Annotated in this window: 24 protein-coding genes; 8 read left to right on the top strand and 16 right to left on the bottom strand. The window is 68.8% G+C overall.

The features are described 5' to 3' along the window. Positions 1-5: 5 nt before the first annotated feature. The 7 genes from feoB to M5J20_RS07685 form a co-directional block, all read right to left on the bottom strand. Positions 6-2,069 (bottom strand): ferrous iron transport protein B, encoded by a 2,064-nt coding sequence (feoB, locus tag M5J20_RS07715; protein WP_253578197.1) that lies wholly within the window; start codon positions 2,067-2,069, stop codon positions 6-8. Continuing rightward, a complete protein-coding gene (locus M5J20_RS07710; protein WP_253578195.1) occupies positions 2,066-2,317 on the bottom strand; it encodes a FeoA family protein in 252 nt (83 codons plus the stop codon). Before M5J20_RS07710 ends, feoB begins: the two co-directional genes overlap by 4 nt. Before the next feature lie 99 nt (positions 2,318-2,416). Continuing rightward, complete coding sequence (locus M5J20_RS07705; protein ID WP_253578193.1) at positions 2,417-3,613, bottom strand: glycosyltransferase family 4 protein; 1,197 nt, start codon at positions 3,611-3,613, stop codon at positions 2,417-2,419. 65 nt (positions 3,614-3,678) lie between these two features. Then, positions 3,679-5,295 carry a 2-succinyl-5-enolpyruvyl-6-hydroxy-3-cyclohexene-1-carboxylic-acid synthase gene (menD, locus tag M5J20_RS07700; protein ID WP_253578191.1) on the bottom strand — a complete coding sequence of 539 codons (1,617 nt, stop codon included), beginning with the start codon at positions 5,293-5,295 and terminating at the stop codon, positions 3,679-3,681. A 10-nt stretch (positions 5,296-5,305) separates the two neighbouring features. After that, positions 5,306-5,794, bottom strand: coding sequence for a hypothetical protein (locus M5J20_RS07695; protein WP_253578189.1), 489 nt, complete (start codon positions 5,792-5,794; stop codon positions 5,306-5,308). An 88-nt stretch (positions 5,795-5,882) separates the two neighbouring features. Then, positions 5,883-7,463, bottom strand: a complete 1,581-nt coding sequence (locus M5J20_RS07690; RefSeq protein ID WP_253578187.1) for an SLC13 family permease — start codon at positions 7,461-7,463, stop codon at positions 5,883-5,885. Between the two features lie 102 nt (positions 7,464-7,565). After that, positions 7,566-8,558 carry an o-succinylbenzoate synthase gene (locus M5J20_RS07685; RefSeq protein ID WP_253578185.1) on the bottom strand — a complete coding sequence of 331 codons (993 nt, stop codon included), beginning with the start codon at positions 8,556-8,558 and terminating at the stop codon, positions 7,566-7,568. 25 nt (positions 8,559-8,583) lie between these two features. Between M5J20_RS07685 and M5J20_RS07680 the strand changes: the two genes are divergently transcribed. The 4 genes from M5J20_RS07680 to menE are packed head-to-tail and all read left to right on the top strand — an operon-like array spanning position 8,584 to position 11,444. Beyond that, positions 8,584-8,958, top strand: coding sequence for a YidH family protein (locus M5J20_RS07680; RefSeq protein WP_253578184.1), 375 nt, complete (start codon positions 8,584-8,586; stop codon positions 8,956-8,958). A gap of 3 nt (positions 8,959-8,961) precedes the next feature. Then, positions 8,962-9,273, top strand: a complete 312-nt coding sequence (locus M5J20_RS07675; protein ID WP_253578182.1) for a DUF202 domain-containing protein — start codon at positions 8,962-8,964, stop codon at positions 9,271-9,273. Positions 9,274-9,283: 10 nt separating this feature from the next. After that, the gene (locus M5J20_RS07670) at positions 9,284-10,237 is read left to right on the top strand and encodes a 1,4-dihydroxy-2-naphthoyl-CoA synthase (protein WP_253578180.1); all 954 of its coding nucleotides are present in this window, start codon (positions 9,284-9,286) and stop codon (positions 10,235-10,237) included. 55 nt (positions 10,238-10,292) lie between these two features. Then, positions 10,293-11,444 (top strand): o-succinylbenzoate--CoA ligase, encoded by a 1,152-nt coding sequence (menE, locus tag M5J20_RS07665; protein WP_253578178.1) that lies wholly within the window; start codon positions 10,293-10,295, stop codon positions 11,442-11,444. Here menE and M5J20_RS07660 read toward each other — a convergent pair. Further along, entirely contained in the window at positions 11,441-11,710 is a 270-nt protein-coding gene (locus M5J20_RS07660; RefSeq protein ID WP_253578177.1) for a hypothetical protein, read from the bottom strand. The genes menE and M5J20_RS07660 overlap by 4 nt on opposite strands. An 86-nt stretch (positions 11,711-11,796) precedes the next feature. Between M5J20_RS07660 and M5J20_RS07655 the strand changes: the two genes are divergently transcribed. Both M5J20_RS07655 and M5J20_RS07650 read left to right on the top strand, forming a co-directional pair. Next, positions 11,797-11,949 carry a hypothetical protein gene (locus tag M5J20_RS07655; RefSeq protein ID WP_253578175.1) on the top strand — a complete coding sequence of 51 codons (153 nt, stop codon included), beginning with the start codon at positions 11,797-11,799 and terminating at the stop codon, positions 11,947-11,949. A 16-nt stretch (positions 11,950-11,965) separates the two neighbouring features. Next, positions 11,966-12,937, top strand: a complete 972-nt coding sequence (locus M5J20_RS07650) for a 1,4-dihydroxy-2-naphthoate polyprenyltransferase (protein WP_253578220.1) — start codon at positions 11,966-11,968, stop codon at positions 12,935-12,937. On the opposite strand, the gene M5J20_RS07645 is transcribed toward M5J20_RS07650, so the two are convergent. Further along, entirely contained in the window at positions 12,934-14,037 is a 1,104-nt protein-coding gene (locus M5J20_RS07645; protein ID WP_253578173.1) for an HNH endonuclease signature motif containing protein, read from the bottom strand. The two genes, M5J20_RS07650 and M5J20_RS07645, sit on opposite strands and share 4 nt — an antisense overlap. Positions 14,038-14,140: 103 nt before the next feature. Between M5J20_RS07645 and M5J20_RS07640 the strand changes: the two genes are divergently transcribed. Further along, positions 14,141-15,055, top strand: a complete 915-nt coding sequence (locus M5J20_RS07640; protein ID WP_253578171.1) for an AEC family transporter — start codon at positions 14,141-14,143, stop codon at positions 15,053-15,055. Here M5J20_RS07640 and M5J20_RS07635 read toward each other — a convergent pair whose 3' ends face one another. Continuing rightward, positions 15,056-15,391 carry a DUF4229 domain-containing protein gene (locus M5J20_RS07635; protein WP_253578169.1) on the bottom strand — a complete coding sequence of 112 codons (336 nt, stop codon included), beginning with the start codon at positions 15,389-15,391 and terminating at the stop codon, positions 15,056-15,058. A 41-nt stretch (positions 15,392-15,432) separates the two neighbouring features. On the opposite strand from M5J20_RS07635, the gene M5J20_RS07630 reads away from it, so the two are divergent. Continuing rightward, positions 15,433-15,690, top strand: a complete 258-nt coding sequence (locus M5J20_RS07630; RefSeq protein ID WP_253578167.1) for a hypothetical protein — start codon at positions 15,433-15,435, stop codon at positions 15,688-15,690. Here M5J20_RS07630 and M5J20_RS07625 read toward each other — a convergent pair. The 6 genes from M5J20_RS07625 to M5J20_RS07600 are packed head-to-tail and all read right to left on the bottom strand — an operon-like array spanning position 15,687 to position 21,040. After that, complete coding sequence (locus M5J20_RS07625; RefSeq protein WP_253578165.1) at positions 15,687-15,929, bottom strand: helix-turn-helix domain-containing protein; 243 nt, start codon at positions 15,927-15,929, stop codon at positions 15,687-15,689. The two genes, M5J20_RS07630 and M5J20_RS07625, sit on opposite strands and share 4 nt — an antisense overlap. Further along, entirely contained in the window at positions 15,929-16,930 is a 1,002-nt protein-coding gene (galE, locus tag M5J20_RS07620) for a UDP-glucose 4-epimerase GalE (RefSeq protein WP_253578162.1), read from the bottom strand. Before galE ends, M5J20_RS07625 begins: the two co-directional genes overlap by 1 nt. A gap of 13 nt (positions 16,931-16,943) precedes the next feature. Further along, the gene (gene ccsB, locus M5J20_RS07615; protein WP_253578161.1) at positions 16,944-18,002 is read right to left on the bottom strand and encodes a c-type cytochrome biogenesis protein CcsB; all 1,059 of its coding nucleotides are present in this window, start codon (positions 18,000-18,002) and stop codon (positions 16,944-16,946) included. Between the two features lie 29 nt (positions 18,003-18,031). Then, positions 18,032-19,660, bottom strand: a complete 1,629-nt coding sequence (locus M5J20_RS07610) for a cytochrome c biogenesis protein ResB (protein WP_253578159.1) — start codon at positions 19,658-19,660, stop codon at positions 18,032-18,034. Then, positions 19,661-20,440: a cytochrome c biogenesis CcdA family protein gene (locus tag M5J20_RS07605; RefSeq protein WP_253578157.1), complete on the bottom strand. Its 780-nt coding sequence runs from the start codon at positions 20,438-20,440 to the stop codon at positions 19,661-19,663. Continuing rightward, a complete protein-coding gene (locus tag M5J20_RS07600; RefSeq protein ID WP_253578155.1) occupies positions 20,441-21,040 on the bottom strand; it encodes a TlpA family protein disulfide reductase in 600 nt (199 codons plus the stop codon). Positions 21,041-21,057 lie beyond the last annotated feature (17 nt).

Genomic DNA, 21,057 nt, shown 5'->3' with positions numbered 1-21,057 from the left:
ACGCATCAGAAGAACAGCCGCAGCAGCTGGAACGTGCCCACCGCCAGCGCCCACGCGAGCGCGAGCTGGCCCACCATGCCGAGCATTGTCCATTTCCACCCGATTTCTCTGCGCTGGGCGGCAAGCGTCGCGACGCACGGAGTGTAGGCCATCAGGAAGATCATGTACGCCCAGATCGCGGCGATCGGATGGCCGCCGGAGGTCTGGTCGAAGTCCGCGCGCACGGCACGCGCGAGGTCGGATTCGCCCTGCTCTTGTCCGGTGCCCTCGGAAGGATCCTCCAGCGCGTACGTCTGCGCCCACGTGGAGATCAACGCCTCCTTGGCCAGGAAGCCGGTGATGAGCGGGCCGGTGAGCGACCAGGAGCCGAAGCCGGCCGGCTCGAAGACGGGGGCGATCGCGTCGGACACCACGCCGTAGACGGAGTCCTGCGGCGCGAGCTCCTCGTCGCCCCAGGTGTGGCCGGCCACCGCCGGAGTGGACTGCAGGAACCAGATGGCCACGACGGTGGCGACGATGATGCCGCCCGCCGTCTGCAGGAAGCCGCGCAGGCGCGCCCACATGACGGACAGCGAGAGGCGCGCAGTGGGCCATTGGTACACCGGCAGGTCGATGACCAGCGGGTCAGCGCCCATGGTGCGCCACAGCAGGTTCTTCAGCAGCAGGCCGGAGAGCACCACCAAGAGGATCGACACCACGTACATGGCGAACACCACCGTGCCCGCGTGGTCCGGGAAGAAGGTGTTGGCCAGCATCACGTACACAGTCAGCCGGGCCGAGCAGGAGGTGAAGGGCACGAGCAGCGCCGTCATTCGGCGGTGCTGCGGCGAGCCGAGCACGCGCGTCGCCGAGATCGCCGGGACGTTGCAGCCGAAGCCCACGATGAGCGGGATGAACGCCTTGCCCGGCAGGCCGATGGCGCGCATCACGCGGTCCGCCACCACGGCGGCGCGGGCCATGTAACCGGAATCCTCCAGCACAGCGAGGCAGAGGAACATCAGCGCCATGAGCGGCACGAAGGTCAGTACCATGCCGACGCCGTTAATGATGCCGTCGATAAGCAAACCGTGCATGAACGGGTAATCCAAGCCCACGGCGGTGAGCAAGGCTTCGCCCCAGCTGGACACGGGGCCGGTGAAGAAGTCCTCGAGCAGGGTCTGGAACGGCGCGGCGACGGTGGTGGTGATCTGGAAGACCAGCCACATCGCGGCGAGGAAGATCACCGGGCCCAGCACCGGGTGGAGCACGAAGCGGTCGATCTTCTCGGTGGTCGACGCCTGCTGCTCGTCGCGCACTGTAGCGGCGGCGACGGCGTCATCGATCCACTCGAAGCGGGCGTCGGCGGCCGCGAACTCGAGGTCGTTGCCCTCGAGGTGGGCGTGCGCGGCGAGGTCGACCGGGCGGATCACCCGGGCAGGCCGCTGCAGCTCGGCCGCGACCGTCTCGGCGAGTGTGGACATGTCGCGGCGGCGGGGATCAATGGCCACCACCGGCATGCCCAAGCTGCGCGACAGCGCATCTGCGTCCACCTCGAGGCCCTGGCGCTGCGCCACGTCGCCCTTCGTCAGCACCACCACGACGCGGTAGGGGTGCTCCGCGATCTGCGCCGCCAGGTACAGCCCGCGCGCGATGTTGGAGGTATCCACCGCCACCATGATCAGGTCGGGGCGGTTCGGGCCGGAGTTGTGCAGCAAAAGGTCGCTGGTCAGCGCCTCGTCCGGGCTCATCGGGTCGAGCGAGTACGCGCCCGGAAAATCGATGACGTTGTACTCGGTGCCGCGCTGGCTCGAACGTCGGAACGCTTTGTGCGTGTGCCACACCCCGCGGGAGATCTCCACGGTGGTCCCTGGGTAGTTGCCCATCGTCGCACCCGCGCCGGTCAGCGCGTTGAACAGCGTCGACTTGCCCGCGTTCGGGGCGCCCACCAGGGCGATCGTCGGCGCGCCGTGGGACACCTCGTTCGCCGCGGCACCGCAGTGGGAGCAAGCGCTTGCCGACGCTCCATTACCGGCGTTCGGGTCCACATCAGCCGGCAGTTGGCCGGAGCCTGGGGTAACGGGCGTGCTCATCGGTCCTGCTCCTCGGAATCCACCAGGATGTGCTTCAGCGCGTAGGCGTCGAGGGCGTAGTGGGTGTCGCGCACCTTCACCACGCGGCCGCCGCCGGCAGTCTTCTGCAGGACGGTGACCGCCGCGCCGCCGCGAAGGCCCAGCTCACGCAGGCGGCGGTCCAGCTTTGCGTCGACCATGGCGGCGGCGATGACTGCCTGGCCGCCGACGGGAACGTCGAAAAGCGTGCGCTCCGTCACGCCCGCCATCAGCACTCCTTGAAGTTAGGTTTACTTTACACAAGCAAGCCTACGTTCAGAAGCGCTGAAACTGAAGACAACGGGATGTGATCTCTATCGCCGTGCTCTTCACGCGCCGCGGCGGCGCGGAATGCGGGCCCAGCCCGGCAGCGCGACATCGCGGCCGAAGAGGTTGACCACGTTGCGGTTGTACCCGCGGATGACCTCGTCGTAGTAGCCGACGAGCTGGGTACACAGCGCGTCCCACGTCTTGTCGGAGACGGACTCGCGGGCGGTGGCCTTCAGCTCCGGCAGGCGGGCGTCGTCGAGGATCCAGGTCGCCGCGTCCGGGAGCTCCTCCTCGAAGGTGTCCACGTCGAGCAGCAGGCCGTTGACGCCGTGCTTGATCAGGTCGATGGGGCCGCCGGCGCGGGGGCCGATCGTCGGCACGCCGGAGGCCTGCGCCTCCTGAATTGCCTGGCAGAACGTCTCGAACTCGCCGGTGTGCACGAACAGGTCCAGCGACGCGTAGGCGCGGGCGAGCTGCTCGCCGGACAGCGCCCCGGTGAACACCGCGCCGGGCAGCGCCTCCTCCAGCGCGGGGCGCTCCGGGCCGTCGCCGACGACGACCAGCTGAATCCCCGGGTTCTCGGCCAGCGGCGCGAGGCGGTGCACGCTCTTCTCCGCGGCGAGGCGGCCGACGAAGCCGACGACCTTCTTCTCCCCCGACGGATCCCACTGGCGGCGCAGCATCTCAGAGCGGCGCTCCGGCGTGAACAGCTCCGCGTCCACGCCGCGGCCCCAGTGGCGCACGTTGTTGATGCCGTGGGATTCGAGCTCGCGGATGGCTTCCGACGACGGCGCCAGCGTCAGCTCGCACATGTTGTGGATGGTGCGGGTCCAATCCCACGCGATCGACGCCACCATCGCGGCGTGGTACTTCGTGGCGAAACCGGCCACGTCGGTCTGGTACAGGCCCACCGCCGGCACGTCGAGCTGGCGCGCGGCGAACGCGCCCGCGCCGCCGAGCACGAACGGGCTGGCCAGGTGGATCACGTCGGGCTTGAACTCGGCCAGCGCCGCGGTGACGGTGGTGGTGGGCACGCCCACCGGCAGGGAATCGACGAGCGGGATGCGCACCGTGGGCACGCGGACGATCTCGAACCCGAGATAGTCCGGCACTTCCTCCTGGAACTCGCGTGCGCCCGGCGCGATCACGATCGCCTCGTGCCCCTCGCGCTTGAGGTGCTCGAGCACGCGGAGCACCGAGTTGGTCACGCCGTTGATGTTGGGCAGAAAGGATTCGGCAACAATTCCCACACGCATAATGCGCCAGTGTTGCAAGCCTGCGGAAACGTTTCGGCAACGAAACGTGAATGGGACGTGAATTTTTACTTATTCAAGCGCTCCGCCATCGCGCGCCGCGTCGCCCGCGTCGTGGGCACTTCCACGACCGCGATCGGCTCCGGCTCAGCCTCCAGATCCCCCAGGGTTTGCGTCAGCTCGGCCAGGGTCTCCGCCTTCCGGTACGCCGCGCCGTACGCTTCCGCAAGCTTTTCGACGCTCGCCCCGTGCGGCGTCCCGAACACCCGCTCAAACTGGCCGCGCAGCGCCTCGGCCCCAGGCTCGAGCGCCTCGAAGATCCCGCCGCCGTTGTCGTTGGCCACCACGATGGTGAGGTTGCCGGGCCGCGGCTCGTCCGGGCCGATGAGGAGCCCGTTTATGTCGTGGAGGAAGGTGAGGTCCCCCATGATGGCGACGGTGCGCGGGGCGCGGATTTCGTCGGCACGCAGGGCCTGCGTCGCCAGCGCCGCGCCGACGGCCTGGGAGACGGTGCCGTCGATGCCGGCGGCGCCGCGCGGGGCGTAGGTGTCCACGCCGTCGAAAGGCATGCCCACCAGTGAGGCGTCGCGCACCGGGTTCGATGCCCCCAGCACCAGCGTGTCCCCCACCGCGAGGGTGTCGCACACCGCGGCGGCGACGTGGAGTCCGGTGAGGCCGAAAGCGGCGTCGGCAAGCGTGGTGCGCACGGTCTCGGCTCCGACATCGCCGGCGGCCTCGCAGATTTTCAGCCACGTGTCGCTCGGCTGGCCGGTCGCCTTGACGCGGCTGCCGACGCGATCCGGCGCGCCCGTCACCGTCGCCGTGCGCGTGATGCCGATGACCTCGATCGCAGGATCTGAGAGCAGCGCCATCACGTCGCGGTGCAGCGTCGGGTGCCCCACCACGATCACCTGCTCCGGCTTCGTCGACGCGGCGAAATCCCCGCCGTCGTGCGAAATCGCGACCTCAGACTGCGCGAAGAAGCGCGCCGCCAGCGGGTGCACCTGGTGGAACGGGGTCGGGGCGGTCGGCTCCGCGATCGTCGGCACGTGCTCGAGCCCCGGCACGTCCCACGCCTCGTCGCCCGCGATGACCAGCGTGTCGCGGCTCAAATCCACCGCGACCTCGCCGTGGTCCACCCAGGTCGGGGCCGTATCCAGCCGCCCCGGGCCCACGCGCCGCCGCGTGCCGACGCTCGGTTGCAGCGCCTCAGGCACCAGCGGCGTATCCAGCGCCACGTTGATGTGCACCTGGTCCGCGGCGAACGAGATCGCATCGGCGTCCTCGAGGGTGGCCACCTGCTGCGTTTGGGCGTAGCGGCCGAAGATGCCCTGCTGCCAGATGGTCTGGCTCGCGCCCGTGCCGACGAGGCGCTCCGGGCGGTCCGCGCTCACGACCGCGATCGGCGTGTGCGACATGTGCGCCTCGATCACCGCCGGGTACGTGTTGGCCACCGCCGTGCCCGACGTCATGACCACCGCCACGTGGCGGCGCTGCACCCGGGCGAGGCCGAGGGCGGTGAAGGCTGCGGAACGTTCGTCGATACGCACGTGCACCTGGATGTCCCCGCGCGCGAGCAGGGCGTAGGCCAGCGGCGAGTTGCGCGAACCCGGGCTTAAGACGACGTCGGTGACGTTGCGCGCGAGGACCTCCGCGACGCGGGCGGCGAGAGCGATCGAATCCATTCGCCTCACCCTACTGGCCCTGGAAGATGGACTCGGCCTCGTCGCGCAGGTCGTTGAGCGCGTCGCGGACATCCTGCGGCAGCTCGAACGACGGCGGCTGCGGCGGGTCCTGCGGGGACGGCTCGCGCGGGGCCGTGGCGGCGGTCTCGTCGCGGCCGAAGATCGACGGGCGCTTCGTCGTTGTCTCCGTCGTGGTGACCATCTGCGTCTGCGTCTGCGTGACAGTCACCGGCGGCTTGTTCGCCTCCGCCGCCGCTCCCCGCCACAGGAAGAACAGCACCGTCGCCGCCACCGCCGCGATGGCGAAGAGCACGCCCAGGATGATCGCCGGCACGTTGTCGCGCTGCTGCGGCTCCGGGGCCGGCGGGGCGTAGGGCTCGTAGTACGGCTCCTGGTACTGCGGCTCGTAGCGCGGCTGCTCGTACTGCGTCTCCTCGTAGCGCGGCTGCTGGTCGGGGAAAACCTGCTTGGGGCGCTGGCGGGGCGTCTGGTTATCCATGCTGTGTAGCGTATCGCGGTGCCGTCGGAACGCAGCAAAAAGCGCTGAGGCCTTCAGCGGGGTCTCAGCGCTTCGAGGGGCGGGGCGGCTAGATCACGAGCCCGAACACCGGCACGGCGATGAAGTACGTCGCCAGGGAGATCAGGATGGTGCCGATGATGTTCAGCCAGATACCGCCCTTGATCATGTCGCCCATCTTCACGTAGCCGGAGGAGTAGGCGATCGCGTTCGGCGGGGTGGCCACCGGGAGCATGAACGCGCAGGTCGCGGCGAGCGCGACCGGGATGCAGAGCAGCATCACATTCATCTCGGTGGAGGCGGTCAGGCCGATACCCACGGCGACACCGCCCATGATCGGGAGGAACGTCGCGGCGGTCGCGGTGTTGGAGGTCAGCTCGGTGAGGAAGATGATCAGCAGGGCCACGGCCAGGATCAGCAGGAACATCGGCAGGACTGCGAGGCCCTTCGCCGCCTCACCAATCCACAGGGACAGGCCGGTGGCGGTGAACATTGCGGACAGGGACAGGCCGCCGCCGAAGAGGAGCAGGACATCCCACGGCAGCTCGTTGGCGGTCTCCCAGTCGAGGAGGCGCTTGCCGTCCTTCTTCGCCGGGATGATGAACATGAGGAGGCCGGCGATGATGCCCACAATGGCGTCGTCGTACGGGAACTTCAGGTCGAGCTGGTTGCGCAGCAGCGGGATGACGATCCAGCTCACTGCGGCGAGCAGGAAGATGATGCCGACCATGACCTGCGGGAAAGTCCACGGGCCGAGCTTCTTGATCTCGTTGTCGATGAGCTCCTTGCCGCCCGGGATCTGATCCACCTCAGGCTTGAAGATGGTGATCAGCACCCACCACGCGATGAAGGTGAAGATGACGGCGACAGGCAGGCCGACGAGCATCCACTGGCCGAAGCCGATGGTGATGTCGTGCGCTTCCTTCATGTAGCCGGCCATCAGGGCGTTCGGCGGGGTACCGATCAGCGTGCCCAGGGAGCCGATGGAGGCGGAGTACGCGATCGCGAGCATGAGGGCGGTGGCGAAGCGCTTCTGGTTCCCCATGCCGCCGACGGAATCGGCGGTGAGCATGAGCACGGACATGCCGATGGGGAGCATGACCACGGCGGTCGCGGTGTTGGACACCCACATGGACATGAAGCCGGTGGCCAGCATGAAGCCGAGGATGATGCGCTTCGGGCTGGTGCCGACGATCTTCACAACCACCAGCGCGAGGCGGCGGTGCAGGTTCCAGCGCTGCAGGCCGAGGGCGATGAGGAAGCCGCCCATGAACAGGAAGATGGTGGAGGCGGCGTACGGGGACGCGACTTCCTTGAACGGCGCCACGCCCATGACGGGGAAGATGGCGATGGGCAGCAGGGCGGTCGCGGCCAGCGGGATGGCCTCGGTCATCCACCACACGCCCATGAGCACGGTCGCGGCCGCGACGACTCGCATGGCCTCGGAGGTGTACTCGACACCCTCCTTGGCGCCCGGGGACGCGGCGACGGTGTCGCCCGCGCCGGCCGGGAAGATGTAGTACACGAGAATGGCCAGGGCCACACCCGCAATGAGTCCGATGAGTTGGCGGCGCCACTCGCCCGGTTCCGGGCTCTTGGCAAGGTCGCCGTCCGACAGCGCGGACGACTCGTGGGTCACGGGAGTCGACACGTCAGTCCCCTTCCTTCCAGCTTGCTCACAGCGATTTTTGGCGGCAATCACCGCCGGTACGCATAAAACTGTAATGCGCCACCCCCGCCGGAGAAACGGCTATTACCCATTTGCGTCCGAAACCACTTCCGTATTACCCCGTAACAGGGGGTAACACGCGCGCACCCGCTCGAACCACCATTCCCGACGCTCGTTTGCAGCCCGCAGGCCGTGCAACCGTTCCGGTTCGGGGGTGGTGCGGGTGACGGGCAAGGAGCCGTCGGCAAGCGTGCGCTCCGGCGCGACGTCCTCGAGAAACAGCCGCTGCGTGGCCAGCCCCGCGGCGCGCGAGCCGGTGAGCTTCGCGGCGACGAGTCCGGCGTCGATGCCCACGGCGGTGTCCAGCGCACTTGCAACGGTGAGCTCGAGCCCCAGGTCGCGGCCGATGCGCACGAGGTTGCGCACCCCTCCAAGGGGCGCTTGCTTTACGACGGCAATCTGCGCCGCCTCACGCCTCGCAACCTCGTACGGGTCGGCGGCGCGGCGGATGGACTCGTCGGCCGCGATGGGGGTAGCAACCAGGCTGCGCAGCTCGGCGAGCTCGGCCACGCTCGCGCACGGCTGTTCCATGTACTCGAGCGGGCCGGTGGCGCTCAGCGCGCGTTCGGCCTCCACGGCCTCGGCGACCGTCCAGCCGCGGTTCGCGTCGACGCGCAGCACCGCGTCGGGGCGCAGTTCGCGGACGCGGTTGACGCGGGAGATGTCGTCGGCAAGCGTCTGCCCCTGCTCCGCGACCTTGATTTTGAACGTGCGCACGCCGGGGAAGCGCGCGAGCACCGCCTCGACCTCGCTTGCGGGCACGGCGGGGACGGTGCCGTTGACCTCCACCGCGCCCTCGGCGGCGGGCAGCCCCAGGTAGGCGGCCTCGATGCCGGCGTTGAGCCACGCGGCGGCCTCGCGCGGCGCGTACTCGAGGAACGGGGAGAATTCGCCCCAGCCGGCGGGGCCGTCGATGAGCAGGGCCTCGCGGGTGGTCACGCCGCGGAAGCGCACCGCCATGGGCAGGGCGACGACGTGGGCGCGGTCGAGGATGTCCTCCAAGGTGGGCACGTGCATGCCGGCCAGCGTAGCGTTGGCTGCCATGAGCACCGATGACGCACGCGGCTGGTTCGCCCGGCGCGTCTTCCCCGACGGCGACGAGCCGGACCCGCGCTTCACCCTGGCCAACGAGCGCACGTACCTCGCGTGGACGCGCACCGCGCTGGCGTTTCTGGCCGGCGGGATCGCGCTGGGGGCGTTCGACATCCACGGCGTGCACCCGCAGCACCAGAAGGCGGTGGCGGTGCTGGTGATCCTGGGCGGTCTGTGCATCGCCGCCGGGGCCGCGGTGCGCTGGGTGCACGTGGAGCGCGCGATGCGCCGCGGCCGTCCGCTGCCGGTGCCGGCGATTGTGCCCGTGCTGTCCTTGATCGTGTTCGTCGCACTCGCGGTCACGGCCGTGATGATTCTGGTGTAGGCCGTGCACGCCGACCCTGGACTGCAGCCGGAGCGCACCTCCATGTCGTGGTCGCGCACGGCGATTTCGATGCTGGTGGTGTCGCTGATCCTGCTGCGCTGGGCCGACGTGTACGGGGTGGGGGTGCTCGCGTTGATCGCGGGGCTGGTGGCGTCGAGCGCGTTTGTGGTGCTGTCCAACCGCGCGGACTACTTGCGCGAGGTGCGCGGCATCCGCGACGAGCGCGTCGCCCCCGCGCTCGCCCGCGTGACCGTGCTCTCCGCGGCGGTGCTGGCGCTGGGCGCGGGGGCGATCGCGCTTGTGCTGGCCACGTAGCATCGGGGGCATGACGTACTCCACCGAGCAGCCCTTCGACCCGAGCCAGTGGCGCGCGGTCGAGGGTTTCGACTTCACGGACATCACCTACCACCGCCACGTGGGCACCACGCGTGCCGACGGCATCGTCCGCATCGCCTTCAACCGCCCCGAGGTGCGCAACGCCTTCCGGCCCCACACCGTCGACGAGCTGTACTCAGCGCTTGACGACGCTCGGAAGGATCCGTCGATAGGCACCGTGCTCCTCACCGGCAACGGGCCCAGCGCGAAGGACGGCGGGTGGGCGTTCTGCTCCGGGGGCGACCAGCGCATTCGCGGGCGCTCCGGCTACCAGTACGCGGTGGCGCACGACAGCGACGACGCGGCAGCCACCGCCGACGGTGTCGACGAGGCGCGCGTGAAGGCCGAAGGCGGGCGCCTGCACATCCTCGAGGTGCAGCGGCTGATCCGCACGATGCCGAAGGTGGTCATCGCCGTGGTGAACGGGTGGGCGGCCGGCGGCGGGCACTCGCTGCACGTGGTGTGCGACCTGACCATCGCCTCGCGCCAGGAGGCGCGCTTCAAGCAGACGGACGCCGACGTCGGGTCCTTCGACGCCGGCTACGGCTCCGCCTACCTGGCCAAGATGGTGGGCCAGAAGTTCGCGCGCGAGATTTTCTTTCTCGGCCGCACGTATAACGCCGAGGAGATGCAGCGCATGGGCGCGGTGAATATCGTCGCCGACCACGGCGAGCTCGAGGCCGAGGCAATCCAGGCCGCGCGGGAGATCAACACCAAATCCCCCACCGCCCAGCGCATGCTGAAATTCGCGTTCAACCTCACCGACGACGGCCTCATGGGCCAGCAAGTCTTCGCCGGCGAAGCCACCCGCCTCGCCTACATGACCGACGAAGCCGTCGAGGGCCGCGACTCCTTCCTTGAGAAGCGCCCGCCGAACTGGGACCAGTTCCCCTACTACTACTAGTGCCGCTGAGCGGCGGATGGTGCCGTCGGAAAGCACTAGCTCTACTCTCTAGTCCGTGACACACCTCCTCGAGCTCGCCTACGTCGACCCGCGCGATCCGCTGGCGCTCATGCCCGTGCTCGAGGAGGCGCTAACCGGGCGCCGCACCATCCTGCCGGTGCCCGCGAACGACCCCGCGCGTGCGAACCTGCTGCGCAACACCCTCGCGCCGGGGGCGCCGGTGGAGGCGGATGTTGCGGTCGTCGTCAGTACGTCCGGCTCCACCGGCACCCCGAAGGGCGCGCTGCTGAGCACCGCAAACCTGGTATCCAGCGCCGACGCGACGCACCAGGCGCTCGGCGGCGAGGGGCAGTGGCTGCTCGCGATGCCCGCCGCGTACATCGCGGGGATCCAGGTGCTGGTGCGCTCGATGGTCGCGGGCGTCGAGCCGGCGGCGCTCGACCTCACGCGCGGCTTCAACGTCGCCGAATTCGCCGCGCGCGCCGCGGAGCTCTCCCGCACCGGCGACCGCTGCTACACCGCGCTCACCCCGATGCAGCTGGACAAAGCCATGTCGACGCTCGCGGGCATCGACGCTTTACGACGCTTCACCGCGGTCCTCGTCGGCGGCGCGAGCGCGAACCCGCAGCTGCTCGACGCCGCCCGCCGCCTGCGCATCAACCCCGTCACCACCTACGGCGCCTCCGAAACCGCCGGCGGTTGCGTCTACGACGGTGTGCCCATTCCCGGCGCCGAAATCCGCATCCAGGGCGGCCGCGTCCACCTCGGCGGCCCGATGGTCGCGCGCGGGTACCGGAACGCCGACGCGCTCCCGTTCGCCGACGACCTCGCCGGAGGCTGGTTCCGCACCTCCGACGCAGGCTCGCTTATCGACGGCCGCCTTCACATCTCCGGGCGCATCGACAACGTCATCGATTCCGGCGGCCTCAAGCTCCACCCCGAGGTGCTGGAGCGGTGGCTTTTGCGTATCGACGGCATTTCCGACGCCTGCGTCGTCGGCATCCCCGACCCGCGGCTGGGCGAGCGCATCTGCGCCGCGTACACCGGGTCCGCGTCGGTGGCCGACGTGCTCGACGCGCTCGACGACCTCGTCGACGCCGGCGAACTCGCCCGCTGGCAGGTTCCCAAAGACATCAGGCGGGTCGCCGAGCTGCCCCTGCTCGGCCCCGGCAAGCTCGACCGCGCGGCCGCCCGCAACCTGTTCTAACTGCTGCCCTGCCCGCCAGCCTTGGCCGCCTCAACGAGGCCTGCGATGACCGCGGCCACCAGCGCCCCCACGCCGACGACGCGCGCGAGCACCCACGGATAGATCGCGAAGCCGCCGAAATAGAACAGCGGCTGCTGGCGGTAGCGCGCCTCGTCGGCCGCGCTGCTCAACCGCTCCGCCGATCCCTGCGTCGCACTCGCCGGCGAGGGCACCTGCGCGAGCAGGCTGGCCGCCACAACTGCCCCAATGAGTCTCTTCCGTTTCATGTGGCAGATTCTATTCACCGAAAGTTCAACCGTGTGACGTGTGCGTCTTACTCACAACGGTGTAATTCTCGCGATAATCAGGGGGTGTGAGGACCGAGACGCTCCACAGGAAAACTCAGACCACGAATCCGAAGTACGCCACGACCCTTACCTCCCACCTCCAGCCCGGTACCGCGATGCTGCACCAGCCGGCCCGCTACCGCCACAAGCAGCGCAGACCGTTCATCCGCCCGTTCTAGACCCTGAAGGGGCATGATGGTGGGCATGACGCAACCGCAGGAACCCACCGCACCCCGCAACGCCGCCACTTTCCAGGACTGGTGGCAGGCCGCCCGCCCGCACACGTGGCCGAACGCGTTCGCGCCGGTCATCGCCGGCACGGGCGCGGCCGCATTCTGGGGCTCCCCGCACCTGGGCAAGGCGCTGCTCGCGCTCGGCGTGGCCTGGGCACTGATCGTGGGTGTCAACTACGCCAACGACTACTCCGACGGGATCCGCGGCACCGACGACGACCGCTCCGGCCCCACCCGCCTCACCGCCTCCGGCCTCGCGCGCCCGGAGGACGTGAAGCTCGCGGCGTTCGCGGCGTTCGCGGCGGCGGCGGTCTTCGGCATCATTCTCGCCGTGATGAGCTCGTGGTGGCTCATCATCGTCGGCGCGGCGTGCATCCTCGCGGCCTGGTTCTACACGGGCGGCACGCGCCCCTACGGCTACTCCGGCCTCGGCGAGATCGCGGTGTTCGTCTTCTTCGGCCTCGTCGCGGTGATGGGCACGGAGTTCACGCAGTCGGGCATGGTCTCGCTCGAGGGCTTCCTGTGTGCCGTCGCGATCGGCGCGATCTCCGCGTCAGTCAACCTGGCGAATAATATTCGGGATATTGAGACGGACGCTGCCGTCGGCAAGCAGACGCTCGCCGTGAAGCTCGGCGATCACTCCGCGCGCACCCTGTTCACGGTGCTCACGCTGGCGCCGTTCGCGGTGTCGCTGGTGCTCGCACCAGGCTTCTTCCCGACGCTCATCGCATTCGCCGCCCTGCCCTTCGCGGTGGCGTCGATCCTCACAGTGCGCCGCGGCGCGACCGGCCGCGAGCTGATTCCGGTGTTGGGCATGAACGGGCGCGCGATGCTGATCTGGGCCGTGCTCACGGCCGCAGCGCTCGCGTGGGGCGGGTTCCGGCTGGGTCAGCCCGTGCCGTACGCCGCGGTGCCGGTCCTGCCGTTTTTCTAAACTGTGCGCATGACGCCGTAGGGGTGGTAATCGTTTGAGACCGGGACTCCGCCCGGCGACACCCACACCCCCTCGCCGTCGCGGATCTCTATTCGTCCGCGCTTCTGCTTCCCGACGTCATCATCATTGACGTAGTTGTGGTACCTGCACACCATGACCAGGTTGCTTAAGTTGGTGGGCCCGCCCTGCTTCCAGGGGGTGACGTGGTGGGCTTGGTTACGCGCCGCCGGCGATTTGCACCCCGGCCACGGGCACACCGGGTTCACCAGGCTGGCTAGGGTGCGCTGCTTGTCGTTGGCGAAGCGGCTCGTGTCGTACAGGTTGACCGCCCCGTAGCCCGGCTTGACCAGCGCGATTTCCAGGTGGTTCTCGGCGGTGGCGACGAAACGCTCGATGAATTCGGCGCCGGTCATGGTGGTGCCGTCGGAAAGCCCGAGCGTGACCTCGTCGCCTTCGCCCTCGTGGATGGCCACCCAGTCGGCGAGCGGGACGCTCACGATCGGCCGCGGCACCGAGAACGGCACCGGCATCGCGCCCTCCGCGCCCTCGCCGGTGTTCGCGCGGAAGATGCCCACCAAGTTCTTGAGCAGCTGCGGGCCGAGCGGCTTGTCCGGGTCTGTGTGCTCGCTGGCGGCGTGGTAGATGTCGGCGGCGTCGTGCTCGTCCATCCACAGCAGGATCGGCGCCAGGCCCATGCGGCCGCGGCCGAACTTCGCCGTCTCCTCCGGCGGCTTCTGCTCGATGGGCACCGCCGCCTTCACGGTGCGGGTAAACGCGTTGTAGTTCTTTGGCCGCGCCTTCGCCACCGCGTCCAGGGCCTCAAGGCGCTTCGCCCCGCGCTCGCGCACCGGCAGCTGTTTGAGATAGCCCTCCAAGTACACCAGGTGGTCCAGCGACAACCCGGCTTCGCGCACCAGCGACACGGCCTTCGCCTGCTGTTTGTGGGCGTGGGTGGGTGCGAGGTAAGTGGAATGAACGTCGGCAAGCGAGCGTGCCCTGTTCGGCTGCATGCCCAACGCGACGGCCTGTTCCATGTCGAACCCGGCCAGCATCGCCAGCGCATCGCCGGCGGCGGCCTCGAGGAACGACATCAGATTCATGCCCCCGACGCTAACCCGCGCGCGCCCCGGCCGGAAGGGCTCGCGTGTACATCATGATGCGCAAAACTGAGGGAACCATCGGGCAGGCATACACTCAAGTTTCATGCTGGACGTCCTGACTGGGTTCTCGATCATCTTCGTGGTCATCGGAGCTGGGTTCTTCCTCGCCCAGAAGGGCGTCATCGGGCAGAAAAACCGGCTGATGCTGAACCAGATCGCGTTCTACGTGGCTACGCCCTCGCTGATCTTCCACCGCGTGGCGACGTCCGACACCGCGGCGTTCTACTCCCCCGTCGTGCTGGTGATCGCCATCGCCTCGGTGGCGACGATGGCGGCGTACTGGCTGCTCAGCACTCTCGCTTTCCGACGCTCAATTCCCGAGACCATGGCAGGCGCAGCGAGCTCGAGCTACTACAACTCGGTGAACATCGGCCTGCCCATTGCCATGTACGTCATCGGCGACCCGACGTACGTCGTCCCGGCGCTGGTGCTGCAGGTGGCGGTGCTGACACCGATCATCATCACCGGGCTGAACTGGGGCGGCGCGGAGAAAGGCTCGACGCGGCAGGCCATCATCGCGGGGCTGACCGCGCCGATGGTGCTCGCTGCGGCGGTCGGCTTCGTCATCTCGGCGGCGGGCTGGACGGTGCCCGAGCCGGTGATGGCGCCGCTGGAGATCCTCGGCGGCGCGTCGATCCCGCTCATCCTCATGAGTTTCGGCGCGTCGCTGAAGGGCGACAAAGTGCTGCAGGAGGACCCGATGCCGACGGTCACGGCATCGGCGCTCAAGCTCGTCGGGATGCCGGCGATCGCGTGGGCGTGCGGCGCGGCGCTGGGGCTCACGGGCGGGGAACTCTACGCGGCGGTGATCCTCGCGGCGCTGCCCACCGCGCAGAACGTCTACAACTACACCGCCACGTACCGGGCGGGCGAGGTCATCGCGCGAGACACGGTGTTCATCACCACGTTCCTGTCGCTGCCGGCGATGCTGGGCATCGCGTACTTGTTCGGCGGTTAGCTAGCGCTCGGCGAGCTCGGACTGGATCCACTCCTTGCGAGCCGCGCGCTGCTCCTTCCACGCAGCCAGCGCCTGGGTGGCCTCGACGCGCTGTTTGGTGAAGATCAGCATGGACAGCGGGAACGCCACCAGCAGGGCGAGCAGCGCGGACATGATCAGCGGTACGGGCGCGCCGATGAGCACGGCCAGGCCCTGGATCACCACGGTGAGCACGATAAACAGCACCAGCCGGTACAGCCCGTAGACGGCGGCGGCCTTGTTGGCCCGCGCCCGCGCCTGCGGGTCTACCTCCGGCGGGCCGGGGCGGGTGGGACGCGGATCGGTGTGCTCAGTCACGGCTTCCAACCATAACGGCCCAGCAAGTAATGTTGGTAGTTATGGGCAGAGTCCTCCTCATCCTTCTTGTCATCCTCGCCGCGTACCTCATGTGGCGTGCGTTCGGCCCCGGCTCCAACCAGCGTTACGGCAGTGTGCAGCAGGAGCAGCGCCCGGCTATCAAGGGCCCGGACGACGATGAGGAGTTCCTCTGGAACATCGAGAAGAACCGCTTCAAGGAGCGGAGGGCGAAGGAAGAGGCGGAACGCAAGCGTCGTGAAGAAGAGGAGCGCCGCAAACGCCGCGAGGGCGAGGCTTAGGCCTCGACGAACTGCACCTTCAGCCCCAGCTCGCGCGCGACGGCGACGACCTTTTCCCAGCGCACGCCTGCCCCGCCGTGCTCGATGGTGTGCAGCGTGGAGCGCGACACCTCGGCCGCGTCCGCGACCTCCTGCTGCAGCCGGCCGGTGGCGCGCCGGCGCTCTGCGATCTGCTCGCCGAACGCGACCAGCACTGGGTCGTCGCTCGCGGCCTTGCCCTGCTTGACACGGGGCGGCACTAGCGCCCGCTTTCCGACGCCAGCACCGCCGGCAACTTCTCAGCCCACGCGATGGAGTCTCGGACGCCGTCGGCAATCGTGCGCTCCGCGCGCCAACCGAGCACCTCGGCGGCCTTGTCGCTGCGCGACGCGCAGCCGACCACGTCGCCGTCGCGCGGCGGGGCGGTGCGCACCTCCAACGGCGTGCCGGTGGCCTCGCCGAACGCCTCGGCCAGCTCGAACACGGTGGTGCCGCGGCCGGTGCCGAGGTTGATGACATCGTAGGTGCCGGGGGCGCAACCGTCGAGAAGCGAAAGTGCCGCGACGTGTGCGCGCGCGAGGTCCCAGACGTGGATGTAGTCGCGCAGGCCGGAGCCGTCGCGGGTGGGCCAGTCGACGCCGGTGACGGTGAACGGCGCGCCCGCGGTGTGCGCCTCGATCATCTTGCCCAGCGCGTGCGTGGGGTGCGGGTTCTGCAAGCCCGTACGCAGCTGCGGGTCCGCGCCGATGGGGTTGAAGTAACGCAGGTTGAGCGCGGTGAGGCGGCCGGTGGCGCAAGCGTCCTCGAGCACGCGCTCCACCATGCGCTTCGACGCTGCGTAGGGGCTCAGCGGGTTGACCGCGCTGCCCTCATCCACCATGTAGTCCGGCCCCGGCTCATACATCGACGCGGAGGAGCTCAGAATGAAGCGGGTGATGCCGGCAACCTCGAGCGCCTGGAGGAGGGTGACGGTCTTGCCCACGTTGTTGTCGTAGTACGCCAGCGGGTGGGAGACGGACTCCGGCACCACGATCTTGGCGGCGCAGTGGATCACCGCGTCGATGTCCGGGTGCTCCTGCGTGATGCGAGCGAGCAGCTCGGTGTCCGCGATGTCGCCCTCGTAGTGGTCGAAGCGCTCGGCGAAGACGCGCAGGCCGGTGGAATAGTCGTCGAGGATCACGGGCGTGATGCCGTTATCCGCGCAGCAGGAGGCGATGTTGGAACCGATGTAGCCGGCACCGCCGGTGATGAGCACCTTCATGAGAGGAGTTTCCTTAGTTCAGGCCCGCGTAGGAGTGGAGCGAGGCGGAGACGAAGTTCACGTACATCATATTGAACACCGTCATGGCGAGCGCGAAGACGTTGATCCACGCGGCCTTGGAGTTCTTCCACCCGGCGGTGGCGCGGGCGTGGAGGTAGGCGGCGTAGAGCACCCACGTGATCATGGAGACGGTTTCCTTGGCGTCCCAGTTCCAGAACCGGCCCCAGGCAACCTCGGCCCAGATCGCGCCGAACACGATGCCGATGCCGAACAGCGGCACGGTGATCACGGCGGTCTTGTAGGTGATCACGTCGAGGGTCTTGGCGCTCGGCAGCGGCTTAGCCAGCACACCGAAAAAGCCGTGCTCCTCGCCCTTCGGCTGCCACATGCGCAGCAGGTACAGCAGCGCGAAAATGCCGGACACCACGCCAATCGACGCTCCGATGGACACCGTGGACACGTGCACCGGCATCCAGTAGGACTGCAGCGCCGGCACTACGGGCGCGGCCTTGAGGTGGAACACGGTGGAGTTGAGGAACATGGCGATGACCATGGGGAACAGCAGCCACGGCCAGATCGAGTGCCAGTTCTTGCGCTGCACCACCACCGCCGCGACGACCATGATCACGGCCGTCATGAACAGGATGTACTCGTACAGGTTGCCCAGCGGAAAACGGCCGGCGGCGAGGCCGCGCGTCACAAACGCCGCCACATGCAGGCCGATGCCGAACCACACCAGGCCCTGCGTCATGCCGGCCCACTTCCGCGCGCCGGCGACGCGCTTCTCGTACTCCGCGTCGAGAGCTCCCGTGTCCACGGCTCCCGAATCCACGGCTCGCGCATCCTCGCTCGCCGAAGGAACGTCGATAAGCTCGGAGCCCCCGCCAGCACCGACGGCGACCTTCTGCGCGGCGCGGGCGGACGCCGCCTCCTCGCGCTCGCGGCGCAGGTCGATGACGCCCAGCAGCCGCCCGTAGTAGATGCACGACATGAGCAGGGCGACGATGTAAACCACGAACGCGGTGCGGAACGTGAGATCCGACAACGCCGCCATTGAAGAATCCACCAGCATGGTGCTTAACCTACCCCACCGCCGCGGGGCTAACCAAGGTCATCGTCATCTTCGAGGACCTCCGGGCCGCCGAGAATGGCCTCGACGATGTCGTCGAATTCGCTGCCCCAGCCGGCGCGGTCGGTGCGGGCGAGGCCGGCGATCTCGACGCGGGTGCCGCCCTCGAGCGGGGTGAGGCGCACCCACACGCGGCGGCGCTTGATGGTCAGCGAGAGCGCGAGCGTCGTCAGCATCAGCACAGTCGCCGCGAGCGCCCACACCTGGAAGGGGTCGCGGGAGATTTGGTAGTTGGCGTACTCGGCGGCGCCGTCGAAACGCACGGTCACGCCGCCGGCGTCGGCGCCGAGCGTGACCTCCTCGCCCGGGCCGAGCTGCACGCGGTCGACTTTCTGCAGGCGCCCGTCCGCGATCAGCCCCTGGTCGAGCACGAAGATGTTCTGCGGGCGGCCGGTGTCCAGGCCGGCGTCGCCGACATAGATCTCCACAGCCATCGCCGGGTCCTGCATGGAGGGGAACGCGGATTGCAGCAGGTCGCCGTTCGGCCCCGTCCAGCGGGCGGTGGGGGCGAACACGCCCTCGACGGCGATCTGGTGCGCGCGGCGCTCGGCGAGGTCCGGGTACATGCCGGCGGGCGGGTCGAAGCGCATGACTCCCGACGACAGGAAAGAGTTCACGTCCGTCGGCCTGAATTGCACCAGCTGCGTGCGGGTCTCGCCGTTCGGCCAGGTGATGGTCACCTGCGGCGCGAACCCGTGGCCCTGCAGGTAGACGCGGTCCCCGCCGACACGCAGCGGGTGGTTCACGGCGAGCGTCGTCGGCTCCCACTCGCTCACCGGCCGCGCCACGTCGTCGGTGTAGGTGATGTCGGACCAGAAACCGCTGGCCTGGCCGTTGTTCAAGTACTCAGCCCGGAAGTTCTGGCTCTCGAAGCAGAACGGGGTGAGCCCGGTGCCGTCGAAAAGCGAACCTGCCCGGAACACGTCGAAGTTCGCGGGCGAGGTGTTGCAGAACTCGCGCGAGCGCTCCACGGGCACCGCGTACTCCGACTCTGAGTTGGTGACAACGATGACCTGGCCTTCGTAGAACACCATGCGCCCAGCGGCGAAGAACACGATCATGCCCACTAGCCCGATGTGGAACAGCAGGTTCATCAGCTCGCGCGCGTAGCCGCGCTCCGCGGAAATCGAGTGCGCGCCCGCGCGGTCCTCCTCCGGGGCGTACGCGGCCACGTTCCAGCGCCGCAGCACCGCCCTCGCGTGCGCGTCCACCTCGGACATGGGCTTATCGACGTCCGCTTCCGCATGCAGCGGCATCCGGGACAAATACTTCGGCGCGCGCGTGGGCTTCGCGCGGTAGGCGCGCCAGTGGTCGATGGAGCGCGGGATGATGCAGCCCACGAGCGAGACCATGAGCAGTGTGACGATGGCGACAAACCACGTCGAGCTGAACACGTCGAAAAACTGCAGGCGGTCGTAGATGGGCCCCATGGTGGGGTTGGCCTTTAAGTAATCGTCGACAAGCGTTTCGCTCACCTGGCGCTGCGGCAGGAGCGCGCCGGGAATCGCGGCGAGCGCGAGGAGGAACAGCAGGATGAGCGCGGTGCTCATGCTGGTGAGCCAGTGCCACGCGCGGCGGGCCCAGGTGGTGACAGTGCGCATTTAGATCACCGTGCCGCCGAACCCGGAGACGAGCTGGCGCGTCCAGCCGATGAAGCCGTCCCACGCGCCGGTGAGCAGCAGGATGCCGACGATCACCATCGCGACGCCGCCGGCGATCTGGATCGCGCGGGAGTGGCGGCGCAGGAAGTCGATGCTGCGCACAGCCTTCGCCGAGCCCAGCGCGATGAGGAGAAACGGCAGGCCGAGGCCCAGGCAGTACGCAATAACGAGCAGCACGCCGCGCGCCGCCGTGAGCCCTTGCGTGCCGACGGACACCGAGATAATGGCCGCCAGCGTCGGGCCCAGGCACGGGGTCCAGCCGAGCGCGAACACGCCGCCGAGCAACGGGGCGCCGAGCCAGGTGGCCCAGCGTTTCGGCTGCATGCGGGTGTCGCGCTGCAGGGCCGGGACCGCACCCATGAAGACGATGCCCATCAGGATGGTGACGATGCCGCCGATGCGCATCAGAGTCTCCGCGTTGAGGCGGATGAGCGAGATCGCCCCGAAGACTGAGACCGTGGCCAGCAGGAACACGACCGTGAACCCGAGGATGAACAGCGCGGCGGCGCCCGTGACGGCCCACTGCTTCTTGGTGACGCGCGGGCCTTTGTCGTCGAACGTCATCTCCCCGCCGACCACGCCGGTGAGGTAGGACATGTAGCCCGGCACCAGCGGGATCACGCAGGGGGACGCGAAGGACACCAGGCCCGCGAGCGCCGCCGCGAGCAGGCCGAGCAGCAGCGGGCCCTCGGCGGCCAGATTGGAGAATAGCTCGCCCACTTACGCGTTGCCCTCCTCGCGCAGCCGGCTGACCACCTCGAGGATGTCGTCGGCTGTGATTTCGCGCAGGAACACGGCGGCTGGGCGGTGCTGGTTGTCCAACACCACGGTGGTCGGGATCACCGAGCTGGGCACGCCGCCGAGGTAGGCGGCGGTCTTGAACGGCGGGTCGTAGAGGGAGGGGTAGGTGACGCCGCTGTCGGTGACGAAGTCCCGCGAGATCTCCGGGTTGTAGTCGCGCACGTTGATGCCCAGCACGGTGCCGGTGCCGTCGGCCTGCAAGGCCTCGTGGACCTCCTGGAGGTCATCCACCTCCGCGCGGCACGGCGCGCACCACTGCCCCCACGCGTTGAGCACCACGACCTGGCCCGCGAAATCGCTGAGCTGAATCTCTTCGCCCGGCTCGGTGAGAGATTCCCCGCCGAAGTCCGCGAGCGGGAGGCGGTCCGCCTCCTCGTAAAAGATCTCCACCTGGCCGCCCGGGGAGTGGAAGGCGAAGGTGCCGGCGTCGTCTCCCCCGCCGCCGCACGCGGCCAGCGAGCCGGCGAGCGGGGCAGCGATGAGTGCCGCGCACGCGAGCGCGGCGGTTCTCCGGTGCATGAATGGGCTCCCTTACA

Source organism: Corynebacterium stercoris, from assembly GCF_024160105.1.
GTDB lineage: Bacteria > Actinomycetota > Actinomycetes > Mycobacteriales > Mycobacteriaceae > Corynebacterium > Corynebacterium stercoris.
The sequence above is the reverse complement of the archived record's forward strand: the minus strand, read 5'-3'. Positions and strand labels throughout refer to the sequence as shown.